The 17,779-nt window shown below is 38.9% G+C and carries 10 protein-coding genes; 6 read left to right on the forward strand and 4 right to left on the reverse strand.

Annotation, left to right across the window (positions count from 1 at the left end; all coding sequences use genetic code 11):
• Both H6G57_RS17655 and H6G57_RS17660 read right to left on the reverse strand, forming a co-directional pair.
• Positions 1–3,392: Ig-like domain-containing protein (locus H6G57_RS17655; RefSeq protein ID WP_190520858.1), on the reverse strand; the 3,392-nt coding region annotated here is incomplete at its 3' end.
• A 709-nt stretch (positions 3,393–4,101) separates the two neighbouring features.
• On the reverse strand, positions 4,102–6,510 hold the full coding sequence (locus H6G57_RS17660; RefSeq protein ID WP_190520861.1) for a phosphoketolase: 2,409 nt from the start codon (positions 6,508–6,510) through the stop codon (positions 4,102–4,104).
• A 412-nt stretch (positions 6,511–6,922) separates the two neighbouring features.
• Here H6G57_RS17660 and H6G57_RS17665 point away from each other — a divergent pair, with 412 nt between their 5' ends.
• Both H6G57_RS17665 and H6G57_RS17670 read left to right on the forward strand, forming a co-directional pair.
• Complete coding sequence (locus H6G57_RS17665) at positions 6,923–7,561, forward strand: histidine phosphatase family protein (RefSeq protein WP_190520863.1); 639 nt, start codon at positions 6,923–6,925, stop codon at positions 7,559–7,561.
• A 112-nt stretch (positions 7,562–7,673) separates the two neighbouring features.
• Entirely contained in the window at positions 7,674–8,897 is a 1,224-nt protein-coding gene (locus tag H6G57_RS17670; RefSeq protein ID WP_190520865.1) for an acetate kinase, read from the forward strand.
• 88 nt (positions 8,898–8,985) lie between these two features.
• Here the strand turns inward: H6G57_RS17670 and menC are convergent, their stop codons facing one another.
• The gene (gene menC, locus H6G57_RS17675; RefSeq protein ID WP_190520867.1) at positions 8,986–13,350 is read right to left on the reverse strand and encodes an o-succinylbenzoate synthase; all 4,365 of its coding nucleotides are present in this window, start codon (positions 13,348–13,350) and stop codon (positions 8,986–8,988) included.
• A 159-nt stretch (positions 13,351–13,509) separates the two neighbouring features.
• Between menC and H6G57_RS29780 the strand changes: the two genes are divergently transcribed.
• Positions 13,510–13,596: a hypothetical protein gene (locus tag H6G57_RS29780; RefSeq protein ID WP_375539537.1), complete on the forward strand. Its 87-nt coding sequence runs from the start codon at positions 13,510–13,512 to the stop codon at positions 13,594–13,596.
• Positions 13,597–13,704: 108 nt separating this feature from the next.
• A complete protein-coding gene (locus H6G57_RS17680) occupies positions 13,705–13,953 on the forward strand; it encodes a hypothetical protein (RefSeq protein ID WP_190520869.1) in 249 nt (82 codons plus the stop codon).
• Between the two features lie 64 nt (positions 13,954–14,017).
• On the opposite strand, the gene H6G57_RS17685 is transcribed toward H6G57_RS17680, so the two are convergent.
• Positions 14,018–14,353 (reverse strand): hypothetical protein, encoded by a 336-nt coding sequence (locus H6G57_RS17685; protein WP_190520871.1) that lies wholly within the window; start codon positions 14,351–14,353, stop codon positions 14,018–14,020.
• A 246-nt stretch (positions 14,354–14,599) separates the two neighbouring features.
• On the opposite strand from H6G57_RS17685, the gene clpB reads away from it, so the two are divergent.
• A complete protein-coding gene (gene clpB, locus H6G57_RS17690) occupies positions 14,600–17,227 on the forward strand; it encodes an ATP-dependent chaperone ClpB (protein ID WP_190520873.1) in 2,628 nt (875 codons plus the stop codon).
• Positions 17,227–17,637 (forward strand): hypothetical protein, encoded by a 411-nt coding sequence (locus tag H6G57_RS17695; protein WP_242049009.1) that lies wholly within the window; start codon positions 17,227–17,229, stop codon positions 17,635–17,637. Before clpB ends, H6G57_RS17695 begins: the two co-directional genes overlap by 1 nt.
• Positions 17,638–17,779 lie beyond the last annotated feature (142 nt).

A 17,779-nucleotide genomic window follows, 5' to 3' on the forward strand; every position in this document is an offset into this window, starting at 1 on the left:
TGTTGAGTTGTAGCAGTATCATCAACAAGAATAGGGGGTTGGTTAGGGGGTTCATCAACATTAATATTAACAGTTGCGGTACTAATTCCCCCGTTTCCATCATTGACAGTATATTCAAAACTTGCAGAACCAGTATAACCGGGTGTGGGAGTAAATACAACTTCTCCAGTATCAGGATTTAAGTTAACTGTACCGTTATTAGGATTATTAACGGATTCAATAATTAAATTATCACCTTCTGGGTCGGTATCGTTATTTAGAGGGTTTAAGGTGACAGGAGTATCTTGTTGAGTTGTAGCAGTATCATCAACAAGAATAGGCGGTTGGTTAGGAAGTTCATCAACATTAATATTAACAGTTGCGGTACTAATTCCCCCGTTTCCATCATTGACAGTATATTCAAAACTTGCAGAACCAGTATAACCGGGTGTGGGAGTAAATACAACTTCTCCGGTATTAGGATTTAGTTCAACTGTACCGTTATTAGAATTATTAACGGATTCAATAATTAAATTATCACCTTCTGGGTCAGTATCGTTATTTAAAGGGGTTAAGGTGACAGGAAGATCTTGTTGAGTTGTAGCAGTATCATCAACAAGAATAGGGGGTTGGTTAGGGGGTTCATCAACATTAATATTAACAGTTGCGGTACTCGTCCCCCCGTTTCCATCATTGACAGTATAGTCAAAACTTGCAGGGCCAATATAACCGGGTGTGGGAGTAAATACAACTTCTCCAGTATCAGGATTTAGTTCAACTGTACCGTTATTAGGATTATTAACGGATTCAATAATTAAATTATCACCTTCTGGGTCAGTATCGTTATTTAGAGGGGTTAAGGTGACAGGAATATCTTGTTGAGTTGTAGCAGTATCATCAACAAGGATAGGGGGTTGGTTAGGGGGTTCATCAACATTAATATTAACAGTTGCGGTACTAATTCCACCATTACCATCATTGACAGTATAGTCAAAACTTGCAGGCCCAATATAACCGGGTGTAGGAGTAAATACAACTTCTCCAGTATCAGGATTTAAGTTAACTGTACCGTTATTAGGATTATTAACGGATTCAATAATTAAATTATCACCTTCTGGGTCAGTATCGTTATTTAAAGGGTTTAAGGTGACAGGAGTATCTTGTTGAGTTGTAGCAGTATCATCAACAAGGATAGGGGGTTGGTTGGGTGGCGTATTAATATTAACCGTAAGGCTACCTGTAGCAGTTAAAGCGCCTCCTGTACCTTGGCTTCCTGTATTGCCATCATTGAAGCTATAGTTAATCGTAACTGTTTCCGAAGTATCACCACTATTAGAATAGGCAATTTGTTGTAAAACCGTATCTACTTGAGTTGCTGTCGCATTCGTGAAGGTGAGGAGAAGTTGACCCCCACTATTGTTGGTGACAGTACCAATGATAGCGCCATTAACTGTTAGATTTCCCCCAGGAGTAAGGGTTCCTAATGTGCCACTTCCGCTAAAAATATCATTCGGATTAGCTGCACCATCGCGGCTTAAAGTTAGAGTAGATCCAGCATAATTGTTAATAGCATCTAATTCTACATCATTGATAATGGCATTGTTATCGAGAATAACCGGGTTTTCTCCTAAGATATAACTGGGGTTATTGTTGAGGTCATTAAGTTCAGGTACGTCATTAACAGGCGTAACATTAACGGTGAGGGTATTGTTACCACTAAAATCCGTTTCGTCTCCGACTTGAAAGCCAAAATTTGCGTAATTGTCACCATTTGCATTAAGCGGTGAACTAAAATTTAATTGACCAATTTCTGCAATCGGAATAATTTGATTAATAGTAACAGCTTGACCACTCAAGTTAAGCGTTCCTTGTGTGGGGAGACTGGTGATTTTCACCTGTTGTAAAGTATCCTCAGTATTGAGGTCATTAAAGGGGAAATTGGCGGCAACAAAATTATAAGGAGTATCTTCTAAAGTGGTGACATTGTTGTTACTACTGGTGGGAGCAATATTAACTGCACTGGCTAATAATCCCCCGGTAATAACATCTAAACCCCCTAATTCTTCAGTGGTATTTAAGGGGACATCTGATAATCCGATTAAATCCATGTTGGCATTTACATCTGCTGGAAAGATAGCATAACCATAGAAGGTTTCCCCAGGATTAATCCCTAAATCTGCAAAGCTGACATAAATGCCACCAACACTTTGTGATGTACTGGTGTAAGCCCAACGCATTTGATCTTGATTTGCATCTTGGCGGGTAATTTGGGGAATGACATCGGGAAGCCCAGAATTTCCCCACTCCCCATCACTAATGTTAATTAACCCCCCGAATTCTGTGGGTTTATTCTGTTCATCAATGCCTAAAATTGGAGTGATAATAACGGGATCATTGAAACCCGGTCTTCCTCGTTCAACTAATACAAAACCAATACTTTCATTGGTCGTAGGTGAAATTAAGCCTCCGGGTTCTATAAAATCTATTCGTTCAATATTATTATTGTTGTTATTGCCATCTCCCGTATTCGTAAAAACATTATCAGTTCCTAAGTTTAAAATAGGAGTTCTCAGAGCAACTTCCATGCTGCTATTATAGCCTGAATTTATATTAATTGTTGTGTCATTGGCAGTGCCATCAAACCACAGAATATCCCTAATTCCTTGAACTTCAGGGTTATCTTTTCGTTGAATTTTCAGAAAATATAAATTCTTGATAATTTCAAAGGGAACCGTTCCAGCATCAGGAAGAACAATATCAAAAGAATTGAATGTGTTGTTATTTCCTGCATAGTTCATTGTGTAGATTGTATTGGAGTTGTTAGCACCAGGGGCTTCATAAGTGGTTGCCCCATTTTGCACAAAGGTTCCCCTAAAATTAATTGCAGGTTCAGATAAAATTCCCTTGTAATTTGCGATTGCTTTTGCACTCAAACACAATGGCGTTTGAATGGTTCCAGTGGTTTCTTCTAACGTCCAATTTCCTCCTAATTCAGCATTTCCAATTAAATTTTTGGAGGCTGCAACCTGGGTTTGAGTCAGTTTGGCTAAGTGATGAATAAAAGACTTTCCTAAATTCCCCTGAGCAATATTACAGCCATATAATAATAAGTCGGTATGTTGGGTAAAAGCAGTTTGCCATTGTTTGATTTGAGGTGCATATTGATTCAGAGTATGGGTATTTAATTCGGTATTTCCTAATTTTAATTCTGCGGGACTTCCGTGAGAAATAATATGGAGAGATTGAATATTTTTGCGATGACTGAGAACAGAAGTTATTTCTTGAATTCCATTTTTGTTAGGAGAAAAAATAATAACTTCTGCGTTTGGATTGACTTCTTCTAATAAGATGTGATAATCTTTAACACGAGCATCAATAAAAACGATGGCTTTTTCTTGCTGTTGTAATGACATACCCAGATAGTCCTAATTTTAATTTAAAATGAGGTTGAAGTTTATTATGTAGATGCAAATATCCCTATCACCTAAACCTTTTATATAAGTTCTAGGTCTAGGCAAATACTCTGTATTTTCAAATCAATACACAGCTAAAATCTAGCTGTATAGGTGGTTGAAACCAACTGAATCAACCTCATTGTAGCCAGCCATATATTTTTTGTGCTTATACCTAAGATATAGATTTTTAAAGACTGACTGTGTAGTTATTTTCTATAATTTTGATAAATATTGTTATTTTAAATTCAAAAAAGAAACCGGGTTTCTGAAGTTATCTTGATTTCTGAAAACAAATTTAGTAGAGAAACCCGGTTTCTAACAACTTAGCGCTGACTCACAGAAACCGGGTTTCTGAAGTGATCTTGATTTCTCACAACAAATCTAACAGAGAAACCCGGTTTCTAACAACTTAGCGCTGACTCACAGAAACCGGGTTTCTGAAGTGATCTTGATTTCTCGCAACAAATCTACCAAAGAAACCCGGTTTCTAGCAACTGAGTGAAGGCTAACAGAAACCGGGTTTCTGAAGTTATGTTGATTTCTCACAAGAAATTTACTAGAGAAACCCGGTTTCTAACAACTTAGTGCTGACTCACAGAAACCGGGTTTCTGAAGTTATGTTGATTTCTCGCAATAAATCTACTAGAGAAACCCGGTTTCTAGGAATTTAAAACGGCCATTTCCAATTCACAATTTCATCTTTGTCAATGCCCTGTTCATAGGCATAATTGACATTTTCGATGATAGCATTTCTCATGCGTTCCCGAACGTAAGCCGCCGCCGAACCTAATTTAGGTACTCGGTCAATGACATCCATCACCAAATTAAAACGGTCAACTTGGTTATTAATGGCTAACTCTAAGGGAGTATTAATATTCCCCTTTTCTTTATACCCTCGGACGTGCAAGTTCGGGTGATTTTTCCGCCGATAAGCTAACTTGTGAATTAACCAAGGATAACCATGAAAATTAAAGATAATCGGTTTATCCGTCGTAAACAAACTATCAAAATCGCGGTCTGATAACCCGTGTGGATGTTCCGTATCCGGTTGTAACTTAAATAAATCCACCACGTTGACAAACCGAACTTTCAAATCAGGAATTTCTTCCCGTAAAATTGCCGTAGCTGCGAGAGATTCCATTGTCGCCACATCGCCACAACTCGCCATAATCACATCAGGAATATCCGGGTCTTTTCCACAATCATCATTACTCGCCCATTCCCAAATCCCAATCCCTTTGGTACAATGTTTAATCGCCTCATCCATTGTTAAAAATTGCAGGTGTTTTTGTTTATCTGCAACAATCACATTGATATAATCCGTACTCTTTAAACAATGGTCAGCAACGGATAATAAACAGTTAGCATCTGGTGGTAAATAAATCCGAGTCACACTGGCGCTTTTATTTGTTACCACATCTAAAAATCCGGGGTCTTGATGACTAAACCCGTTATGATCTTGTCGCCAAACCGTTGAAGACAATAGAATATTTAACGAAGAAATCGGCGCTCGCCAAGACACTTCATTTTTACAAATATCCAACCATTTTGCGTGTTGGTTGAACATGGAATCAATCACATGAGCAAAGGCTTCATAGGTGTGGAAAAATCCATGACGTCCTGTTAGCAAATACCCTTCTAACCAGCCTTCTAAGGTATGCTCACTTAACATTTCCATCACCCGACCATCGGTGGCTAACTCGCTTCCGTCTAAATCTTCTGGGTAAAATTCAGCTAACCAAGTTTTTTTACTAACCTCATAAACCGGATTTAAACGATTAGAAGCCGTTTCATCGGGGCCAAACATTCGGAAATTGTGGAGATTATTCCGCATCACATCCCGCAGAAAATTACCCAAAAGCTTTGTATTTTCAACTTCCGACTTCCCTGGATGTTCCACAGAAACCCCATATTGCCGAAAATCGGGTAACTTTAAGTCCTTCCGCAGTGTGCCACCGTTGGCATGGGGACTCGCACTCATGCGTTTAGTTCCTTGGGGGGCTAACGCCTTCAGTTCAGGAATTAAACGGCCATTTTCATCAAATAATTCTTCCGGTTTATAACTCCGCATCCAATCTTCTAATAACTGAAGATGGGGCGGGTTTGTCGTTACATCCGCCATGGGGACTTGGTGTGCTCGCCAAAACCCTTCAACTTTATGACCATCCACATCGGCTGGGCCCGTCCACCCTTTGGGACTGCGTAACACAATCATCGGCCACATCGGACGTTTAGCCGTACCCGTTGACCGGGCTTCCCCTTGAATAGCTTTAATTTCAGTAATGGCTTCTTCTAAGGTCGCCGCCATTTTCTGGTGCATTAAGGTTGGGTCTGACCCTTCCACAAAATAAGGTTTATAGCCATAACCTTTAAACAGTGCTTCTAATTCCTCATGGCTAATCCGCGATAAAATAGTCGGGTTGGCAATTTTATACCCATTCAAATGCAGAACAGGCAACACCGCCCCATCTCGAATCGGGTTAATAAATTTGTTAGAATGCCAAGCAGTGGCTAAAGCTCCGGTTTCCGCTTCTCCGTCTCCTACCACACAAACGGAGATTAAATCGGGGTTATCAAACACAGATCCATAGGCGTGAGATAAACTATAGCCTAACTCCCCTCCTTCATGAATAGAACCAGGGGTTTCTGGGGTACAATGGCTTCCAATACCCCCAGGGAAGGAGAACTGTTTGAAGAATTTCTGCATCCCGTCCCCATCTTCGCTAATATTGGGGTAAATTTCCGAGTAGGTTCCTTCTAAGTAAACTGGAGCTAATACTCCGGGTGCACCATGACCTGGGCCAGCGAGATAAATCATATCCAGGTCGTATTTTTTAATCAAGCGGTTGAGGTGAATGTAAATAAAACTCAACCCTGGACTGGAGCCCCAATGTCCTAATAACCGATGTTTAACGTCTGAGGGTTTGAGCGGTTCCTTTAATAAAGGATTTTCTCGCAAATAAATCATACCAACGGCTAGGTAATTACAAGCTCGCCAGTAAGCGTTAATCTTAAGCAGTTCCTCCTCATTCAAAGGGTTATTCAACTCAATGGGTTTATCTGGTGCAGCTACCATAAATCCTGACCGTTATAAAGGGTTTTCGTTTTTCAACTTTTGAGAGTATAGGATATCTTGAAAACGGCGGTTTGCAGTTTTGTATACACCCTATTGTTGAAAATTTGGTTAAATCATAGCACTGAATCTTGATTGCAGAGACATAATATTTTTATTCTTATTATTTTTTTAAGATTTGACTGGGTTAACGTTTATAACGAGGAAACTTTAACAAAAGATTAAAATTCTACTTAAAACAGTTAAAGATTTTTGATTAATCTGGGAAATCACAGCCGATATGTTAAGCTAACGACAACCTGATAGGATAGGGAGAATTTGAACCCAAGTTCTACCCCATGTCTATATTCAGGAATAGGCTCTTAGGGGGATGTCAACCTGATTCCTCACTGTATCTCCTCACTGGCTAAAAATGATGAGCGTTAAACTGTATTTTTTGAGACATGGAGAAACCACCTATAGTCAACAAGGCGGTTATTGTGGAAATTTAGATCCAGATTTAACCGAAAATGGCTTAAAGATGGCGGCTCAATTTGCTAAATCTTACCAAAATTTACCTTGGGTTGCTGCATTTGTAAGTCCCATGAAACGAACCATTGCAACTGCAAAACCCTTGTGCGAAGCGGTGGGTTTAGAAATGCAATTTCGAGACGGTTTAAAAGAAATTGCCTATGGAGAATGGGAAGGAAAATCACCGCAAACCGTTAATGAAAGTTACCATGATGAGTATGTTCGCTGGTTAACTGATCCCGGTTGGAATGCACCTACAGGCGGCGAAAAAGGGGTTGATATTGCTCGTCGTTGTGCTCCGGTGCTTCAAGAAATAGGAGAACGTTATCAATCCGGTAATATTTTAATTGTATCTCATAAAGCCACAATTAGAATTATGATCTGTGAATTATTAGGAATTGATATTGGCAGATTTCGCGATCGCATTGCCATGCCCACAGGGGCCGTTAGTATAGTAGAATTATCGTCTCATGGGCCGTTATTACACGTTTTAGCAGATCGGTGTCATTTAGATGAAACCTTACGGTCTTCTATTGGAACCTAGAACCCGGATTTAACGGATTAATTGGATTGCCCATAAAATTTAGTTTATGTTTTCGGGTTTGGGTTAAATTGATGATATTATTATTTATCTTAATTTTTACCGAATTTACCTTATGAAAATTTTAGTATTAAATGCGGGTTCAAGTTCTCAAAAAAGCTGTTTGTATGAAATTACAAAATCTACATTACCCGACTATCCCTTACACCCGATTTGGGAAGCAACCATTGATTGGACAGCTTCTCAAGAATTTGGGTTAATGAAAGTGAAAACTTTAAAGGTTAAGCAAGAATATCAAATCGATTTAACCTCTAAACAAGACGCGATCGCTCAAATGTTTAATACCCTAAGTGCAGGGGAAACAAAAGTATTAAATCACCTTTCAGAAATTAATATTGTCGGTCATCGTGTCGTCCATGGCGGCTCAGATTATTCTGAAGCCATATTGATTAATGAAAAAGTAAAAGAAGCCATTCAATCTTTAATTCCCCTCGCCCCAACCCATAATCCTGCCCATTTAGAAGGAATTGAAGCCGTTGAAAGGTTATTAGGAACTGTCCCCCAAGTAGCAGTATTTGATACCGCTTTTCATCGAAAAATGCCCGATTATGTAACAGTTTATCCGATTCCTTATCAATATTTACAAGAAGGAATCAAACGCTATGGATTTCATGGAACTAGCCATAAATATTGTGCCAAACAAACGGCTAAAATTCTAGGTAAACCCTTAGAATTCTTAAAAATAATTACCTGTCATTTAGGAAATGGATGTTCCTTAGCCGCCATTCAAGATGGAATTAGTATTAATACCACGATGGGATTTACCCCCTTAGAAGGATTAATGATGGGAACTCGAAGCGGTTCGATTGATCCCTCTATTGTTTTATATTTACAAGGAAAATATCAATATGATGTGCATCAAATTAATCAAATTTTAAATAAAGAATCCGGCTTAAAAGGAATTGTCGAGGAGTCGGGAGATATGCGATATATCTTAACCGAAATGAAAGCCGGAAATCCCAAAGCAAAACTCGCCTTTGAAATGTATATTCATCGCTTAAAAATGGGAATAGGGCAAATGTTAGCAAGCTTAGGCGGTTTAGATGCGTTAGTGTTTACCGCCGGAGTCGGAGAACACGCCGAACAAGTTCGAGAAGCCACTTGTCAAGGATGGGAGTTTTTAGGGTTAAAATTAGATTTAGAAAAAAATGCCTCTCACCCCGTTGACGAAGAAATTTCTACCGCAGATTCAAAGGTTAAAATATTAGTCATTCATACGGAGGAAGATTGGGCGATCGCAACAGAATGTTGGCATTTATTGAATTCTAATACACAATAATAAGGGGTTAGGGGTGAATTTTAAATGCGTAACAGCTTAACTTATCCCCTTTGCTGTAAGCAGTTTAGGGGACATAGAGGCGACCTATTCACTCAGGAAAAACAATGGTCGTGTCAGGATCGGCGACAACTTGTTGAATCAGATCTTGATAATCAGCTAAAAATTGATTAATCCGCTCTTTTTTGAATAATTGCGATTGATATTTAAGCTGGATCATGTAGTGAATTTTGGGTTCAGATTCATCTGCCACTGGCAATAGTTTTGTGCGAATTACAAAAGACAGATCAAAAAAGTTCACCCCCACTAGCGGGGTGTAGACATATTGTTCATGGGCGCGTTGTTCCGATTTTAGCTCATAAAGTTCAAAAGGCTGTTCCCATGTAATCATATTAATTTGAATCTGAGAAAGAGGGTGAGAAAGAAAGTCTCGATGGGGATGCGCTTCGCGGGCTAACTGTTCAAAAGGTACATATTGATACTTATAAACATCCGATGTCATCCGACGCACTTTTTGCAACAATTCTCGAAAGGTTGTCGGTTGTTCTCCTAATTCAATTTGCAATAATAAGTAATTGGTAAAATTTCCAACTACCCCATTAAAATTAGCTGCTGGTCGCACCGTATTGGGTGTAACAACAGTTAACTGTCGCTGACCACTATAGCGATATAACAACAGATAAAAGCAACTAAGATAACTCATAAACAAGGTAGTATGCTCTTTTTGGCTCAACTGCTTCAAGCCATCACTCAAGAGCAGAGGCAAAATTTGACGAATCTGCTCAGTTTTGAAAGTACGAGCCGTTGGAGTCGGATAATCTTGGGGTAGGATAGGAGTATCGGTAACACTCTCTAAACGGGGCAACCAATAAGCGCGATGTTGCTCTAATAGAGGAGTCGGGAGATGACGTTGCCAGTACGCATAATCAACATATTGAGATGATAAAGGGGGAAGGGAGGGTTCTTTGCCCAACACCAGATCACGATACAAGATACTCAATTCATTGAATAGTAAACGTTTAGCTCGACCATCCACCATAATATGATGAAAAACGATTAATACAAGATGTTCATTTGTAGCTATTTGTAGTAAAGCGACTCTTACTGGTGGTTCTTGAGCAAGATCAAAGGTTTGATGGTAAAACCTAATGATATAATCTCCAATTGTTTGTTGATCTGACAATTGCTTAATCTGAAAATCAATTGATATCTGTGGTTCGATAGATTGAAACAACCGATTATCTTTCCACAAAAGTCGGGTGCGAAGTGCGGCATGACGTTGGACTAAGTAAGCGAAACTCTGTTGTAATACCTCTACATTGAGTGATCCTTGCAACCGATAAAAAGAGGGTAAATGATAAGGTAATGTAGCTGTACTCGACTCAAGCCATTTCATCACCCTTTCTTGGGCATAAGTTGCCGGGGCATAAGTTACTGAAGTTGTTACATCGTTGTTGGTATAGGTAATAATATTGCTTTGTAATCCATCAATATAAGTCGCTAAACCCTCAATAGTAGGATACTCAAATAGTATTGTCGGTAATAGATGGGTGTCAGATAATTTTTCCAGTTTAGCGACAATATAAGTCGCCATGAGAGAGTCTCCCCCCAATTCAAAGAAATTATCTGTAATCCCAACTTTTTCCCGCAATACATCTTCCCATAAACTGACTAATAAAGATTCAGTTTCTGTTTGTGGCGGTACATATTCCCGCTTAGAAAAGTCGGGTTTGGGTAGGGAGTGGCGGTCTATTTTTCCGTTCACGGTCAAAGGAAAAACCTCTAACTGAACAAATATATTTAATTTTACTCGGTTTACCAAGCGTTCATTAACATAAACTTGCAAAAGCGATAAATCTAGCCCCTCTTGACCAACAATATAGGCTACTAAATACTGTTTCTCTCCCTCTTCGAGCAATTTTACCGCCGCTTCTTTAACGAATGGGTATTTTAACAAAATCCCCTCAAGCTCATCTAACTCAATGCGAAACCCACGGACATTGACTTGATTATCTCGTCTGCCTAAAATTTCCACATCTCCATTGGGCAAATATCGGCCAATATCACCCGTTTTGTAAATGCGATCGCTTGATTTCCCCGTGTAAGGATTAGTAATAAAACGCTGCTGAGTTAAAACGGGATTATCTAAATAACCTTGACAAAGATAGGGGGTACGGACGGCTATTTCCCCTTTTTCACCGATTTTAACCAATTGGTTATTGTCATCTAATAATAAAATTTGGACATCATCTATACCTTGTCCAATGGGTGCGATCGCAGATGTCATTTTCTGCGGTGATAGGATATAGTAGCTCATGGCTTGAGGTGTTTCTGTCGTCCCATAAAAATTGGCACAACTTAAATTCACTGTCAATTTTTGCAACTGACTGACTAGGGAATTGGGCAATTTATCCCCACCGAAAAAGAGATAGCGCAAATCAGGTAGAAGCTTATTTGTAATGGTGAGTAGTTGTCCTGTGGGGGGTGTAAGATGGGCAACAGATATTTTATTGACTCGCATCCATTCCCCTAAATTTAAACTGATTGAGGATTCATCCAAGGGGTTTGGCACATACAAGGTTGCTCCTAATGACAAGGGTGTGAAAACATCGCGTAACAAAATATCATGGGCAATACTCGCTAAATTGCTGAAACGATCCTTTTCATTCAAGCCAAATGTGCGAATTTGCCATTCAATAAAATGGGTAACGGGGCTATGAGTACCCACAACGCCATTAGGGATACCTGTAGAGCCAGATGTAAAAACGATATAAGCCAATTGCTCAGGAGTTATAATCCGATTGGGATTAGTTATCGAATACTGGCTTAAAATTTCCTCTAGTTGGTAGGGTTGTTGTGGTAAATCAAGTTGTACTTCGGGCGCAATTTCCTGTAAGGCTTCTGGTAACTCCCCGGCGACTTCCAAACAGATCAACGCTTTTGGGTCACTTAATTGACAATATCTCAATAGCCTCGTCACAGGATAGAGTTTATTTAAAACCATAAAAGCAGCACCCGCTTTGAGGATTCCTAGCAAAGCAACTACCAAAAACGGTGACAATGACGCATAAATAGCCACTAATTTTCCCTCTAGTTGATGTTCCAGAAGATAATGGGCAATTCGATTACTTAATTCGTTTAATTGTTGATAGGTGAAGGTGATGTCAGCACCAACAATGGCTAATTTTTCGGGTACTCTTTCTGCTTGTTGCTCAAAAGACTCATGTATTGCACCAAACCAGCGAAAAGGTAGATTTTGTGTGGGATTTGGCAAAAAAACGGGTTGTTGGGGATCATTATCTTCGTTTTTCGTTGTCGAAATAACGGTTTTTTGATGAGAGAAGTAGTGGGTTTGCTCAAAATTGACTTGGGAAATTTGATGTTGAGCTAGGGTTTGGTAATTAATCTCAACTCCTATACCCGCACCTGTTGGCACAGCTACGGTTGAATCTTGTTTGTTTCGCACAAAAGACTCATCTTGAAGCCATGAATTGCCTAGACTATAAACATTAATATCGTTTGCTAAGGTAAAATTGGCTTTAGTCGCCAAATGTAGGTTGACAATCCGGCCAATCGGTGTTTCAAACATTCCTCCACACCACATTTGCCAACCCGCCACCTGCATCAGATCGTGAATTTGCAGCGCGTGACGAAATCCTCCGACTCGACCGACTTTCATATTAACAATGCGCCCGGCTTGTAAAGCGATCGCTCGCCGTGCTTGTTCAACAGAATAAAGGCTTTCATCTAAACAAATTGGCGTATTAATAATTTCCTGTAACCTAGCATGATCAATAATATCGTCGTATGCTAATGGCTGTTCGATCATCAGCAAATTAAATAAATCTAACTCCTGAAATAATGAAGTATCTGCTAGGGTATAAGCACTATTAGCATCAACCATTAATTGAATATTTGGATAATGCTCTCGAATGGCTTGTACAGGTTCAATATCCCATCCCGGCTTGATCTTGATTTTGATCCGTTTATATCCGTCATCCAATCTTGTGGCTACTTGATCTAATAAAGTTGGTATATCATTTTGAATACCAATACTAGATCCGATCTCAACCTTAGTTTTTACACCACCGATGATCTGAGAAAGAGAGACATTCTGTGATTTAGCCAATAAATCCCACAACGCATTTTCAAGGGCTGCTTTGGCCATGAAATGCCCTCTAATTGAACTAAAATCTGGCAAATCATCAACAGTATCAAGCTCACATTGCATCACAATGGGAATTAAAAAATCCTCTAAGATATGCCTTGCAGTTTTCACCGTTTCATAAGAATATGAGGGATATTGAGAGGCGACACATTCCCCCCACCCCACTAAGCCCTGACTATGAACAGAGAGTAAAATACAATCTTTGTCAGTCTTTACACCATAACTGGTTTTAAACAAAGTTGGCAACTTTTGCTTGATTTGATAGAGTCTGATCTGTTCAATTTTCATGGCTGTAGTTTAGACTAAATGAGAACTCAATTTTAGACGAAATTGCACTCTTAATCTAATTTAAATTTTCTTAATCTTAAGTAATTTTCCTTGATTTCTGATTGGCACTCAATAACAGTTCAATTGTACTCTCTTGTTCTCCGATTTGATGGGACACTATTGAGAGTCCTAGAAGGACATACGGATCAGGCCTGGGGAGTAAGTTTTAGCCCCGATGGTCAAATCATTGCCTCTGCATCTCTGTGATGATATTTGTTCTGAAGATGATGTAAAAATTAAGAGCTGAAGCTATTTATACACAAGTAAAAAATTAAATTAGATATAATTGAATAAACATAAGAGGAAAAATCAACCATGAATTTACAAGAATTAAAAAACGCTGCTTATCAATTTCCTGTTCATGAAAGGTTATTACTGGTAGAGTCTATTATTCATTCATTGTCTCAAGAATTGCGTCCTCGTCCTGATGTTCTTGATGGAATTACAGAACGTCTGCGGGGAATTTTAAAACCTGATAACGCTGAATTAACTGATGAGGATGTAGAAAGATTAAAAACTGAAAGTATTGGCAAAAAAGCTATTTTTAACTTCAGGAGCAGATGATTTAGGGTTGGTTATAATTCCTACAATTCCTGTATCTAAGATCTGCAATGTTTGACTCATAGAGCTATTTTAAAACCTCCTGTAAGTAATTGAACGTTTCAGTTTGTTCTTGTTCATCTCCTTCTTCTTCCCACTCTCTTAACAGTTCAATTACAGCTTGATTTCTTTTAATTTGTTCTTTCCGTTGCTGTTCTTCCGGTGTTAAAGGAACAGGTTGAGGATCTGGATTCGTGGCTTGTCGAAACGTTCTCATAATTTGTAATAGATTGTGCCATTGTTCTTGCGGAGTTAATTGAATTTCTGTTAAAATTTCGTTAATTAATAACGTCGGTTTTGCTTCCGATGTAGTCGGGTTAGTTTCGGCTGAAATGGGAGAACTAGGGTTAACAGTTTGTGTCATTGTTAAAATTTCCTCAACGAGTTAGACTTTTTTAATTATAGATCGATTCTCCTTTGACCTTCAGATTTTGAGATTAACGCCGGATTTTCGGTGAACCGTACTCAAAAAGTCGTGAAAATCAGATAAACTTCCGTCAGAGAGTTCAGTATAGTAAGGAAGTGTTATAGGAAATCCTTAACTGATAGCATTGCTAATATTGATAATTATCACTCAATTCATTTTAATCTATGTGGAGGCTTAATCAATATGCAACCAACTGACCCCAATAAATTTACAGAAAAAACCTGGGAAGCTCTAGCCAGAACTCCCGATATTGTCAAACAATCCCAACAGCAACAAATTGAAAGTGAACACTTAATGAAAGCGTTGCTGGAACAAGAAGGATTAACTAAAAATATCTTAACTAAAGCCGGAATATCCGTTGCTCAATTTCGAGAAAGAACCGATAGCTTTATTAATCGTCAGCCTAAAATAACAGGTACAATTTCTAATGTTTATTTAGGTCGAAGTTTAGATACGCTGTTGGATCGAGCCGAAACCTATCGTCAAGAATACAAAGATGAGTTTATTTCGATAGAACATCTATTTTTAGCTTATCTTAAAGATGATCGTTTTGGCAAGGCTTTATTTCAAGAATTTCACTTAGATGAACCTAAACTCAAATCAATTATTACTCAAATTAGAGGAAACAATAAAGTGACTGATCAAACCCCAGAAAACAAATATGAAGCCCTGGAAAAATATGGTCGAGATTTAACCGAAGCCGCCCGTCAAGGAAAACTTGATCCCGTGATCGGACGAGATGATGAAATTCGGCGCACGGTGCAAATTTTAAGCCGCAGAACGAAAAATAATCCCGTATTAATTGGGGAACCGGGTGTTGGTAAAACCGCGATCGCAGAAGGACTCGCCCAACGAATTATTGCCGGAGATGTGCCTCAATCTTTGCAAGAAAGACGGTTAATTGCCTTAGATATGGGGGCGTTAATTGCCGGGGCAAAATTTCGAGGAGAATTTGAAGAACGTCTAAAAGCTGTATTGAAAGAAGTTACTGATTCTAACGGGGCAATTATTCTGTTTATTGATGAAATTCATACCGTTGTGGGAGCGGGTGCAACCCAAGGCGCGATGGATGCGGGGAACCTTTTAAAACCCATGTTAGCACGGGGAGAATTGCGCTGTATTGGAGCAACAACCCTCGATGAATATCGCAAATATATTGAAAAAGATCCCGCCTTAGAACGCCGTTTTCAACAAGTTTATGTCGATCAACCCACCGTTGAAGATACTATCTCGATTTTACGGGGATTAAAAGAACGCTATGAGGTTCATCATGGGGTCAAAATTTCCGATAGTGCCTTAGTCGCCGCCGCCGTATTATCCACTCGATATATTAGCGATCGCTTTTTACCCGATAAAGCCATTGATTTAGTTGATGAATCTGCCGCTAAATTAAAAATGGAAATTACTTCTAAACCAGAAGAACTCGATGAAATTGATCGGCGAATTTTGCAATTAGAAATGGAACGATTATCGTTGCAAAAAGAAAGCGATCTGGCATCTTTAGAACGATTAGAACGGTTAGAAAGCGAATTAGGAACTTTAAAAGAAGAACAACGAAACCTCAGTTCTCAATGGCAATCTGAGAAAAATGTGATTACCGATATCCAATCCATCAAAGAAGAAATTGATCGGGTTAATATTGAAATTCAGCAAGCAGAACGGAACTATGATTTAAACCGAGCAGCAGAATTAAAATATGGTAAACTCGAAGAACTCAAGAAAAAACTTAAAGCCACAGAAGCGCAATTAGAAGCATCTCAAACCAGTGGTAAAACCCTATTGCGGGAGGAAGTTACCGAAGCCGATATTGCGGAAATTATCTCTAAATGGACAGGAATTCCGATTAGTAAATTAGTCGAGTCGGAAATGCAAAAACTCCTGAATTTAGAAGATGAATTACACCACCGAGTTATCGGTCAAAATGAAGCGGTAACGGCCGTTGCAGATGCCATTCAACGCTCAAGAGCCGGGTTATCTGACCCCAATCGTCCCGTTGCTAGTTTCATCTTTTTAGGCCCCACAGGAGTCGGTAAAACGGAATTAGCAAAAGCCTTAGCTTCCTATCTCTTTGATACCGAAGAAGCGATGGTGCGAATTGATATGTCGGAATACATGGAAAAACACGCCGTTTCCCGTTTAATTGGTGCCCCTCCAGGGTATGTGGGATATGATGAAGGCGGGCAATTAACGGAAGCCATTCGTCGCCGTCCCTACGCTGTAATTTTGTTTGATGAAATTGAAAAAGCCCATCCCGATGTATTTAATATTATGTTGCAAATCCTCGATGATGGGCGGGTAACGGACGCACAAGGTCATACTGTTGATTTCAAAAATACCATTATTATTATGACGAGTAATGTGGGATCACAGTATATTTTAGATGTGTCAGGTTCGGATTCTCAATATGAAGAAATGCGGAGTCGGGTATTAGACGCAATGCGGGCAAGTTTCCGACCGGAATTTCTCAACCGCATTGATGAAATGATCATTTTCCATGCCTTACAAAAATCCGAATTGCGACAAATTGTTCGTCTACAAATTGAACGGTTATCAAAACGGTTAGCGGAACGAAAAATGGCGTTAAAATTATCGGATTCTGCCTTAGATTTCTTAGCAGAAGTGGGTTATGATCCGGTGTATGGCGCACGTCCGTTAAAACGAGCCATTCAACGAGAATTAGAAACCCCCATTGCTAAAGCCATTCTTCGTAGTGAATTTGTGAATGGAGATACTATTTTTGTTGATATCGAAAACGAACGATTAGCGTTTAAACGTTTACCCGTTGAATTGTTAACAGTTCAAGAACGATAATGGAAAAGAGAAACCGGGTTTCTTATGTTATCTATCGGCGACAACCGAAAGTTTTGTTAAGAAACCCGGTTTCTAATTGCTTATTTATTCCGTCATTAAGAGAGGCAATGATGAATACATTAGAAAAGTTAGAACTCTTGAGTGAAAACTGTAGCGATCGCACGGAATTAGATCGAATTATTGGGCAACTTCTCAGCATTATTTTGACTCGTCATCGTCAGAAGTTAGCGCTATATGATCAGGATATTAAAAAGTTTGAGCAAACCTATAAGCTAGATTCTAATGAGTTTATACAACAATTTGAAACTGGAATATTAGGGGATGATATGGATTTTTTTGAATGGTTTAGTTTATGTGAATTACGTCAAGATATTTTAGTCAAGATTGGTAAATTAGAAAAAGCATTATGATGAATGCTGAAGATTATTTGGCTTTGATCAAATCCTTAATTGCTCTTTGTCCAGAAGTAATAGATTTTAGTATTCTTAGATTAGCACCTGATAAATTGTTATTTTAAATTCAGAATAATTGGATCATAACACCCATTAACTA

Source organism: Planktothrix sp. FACHB-1365 (assembly GCF_014697575.1).
GTDB lineage: Bacteria > Cyanobacteriota > Cyanobacteriia > Cyanobacteriales > Microcoleaceae > Planktothrix.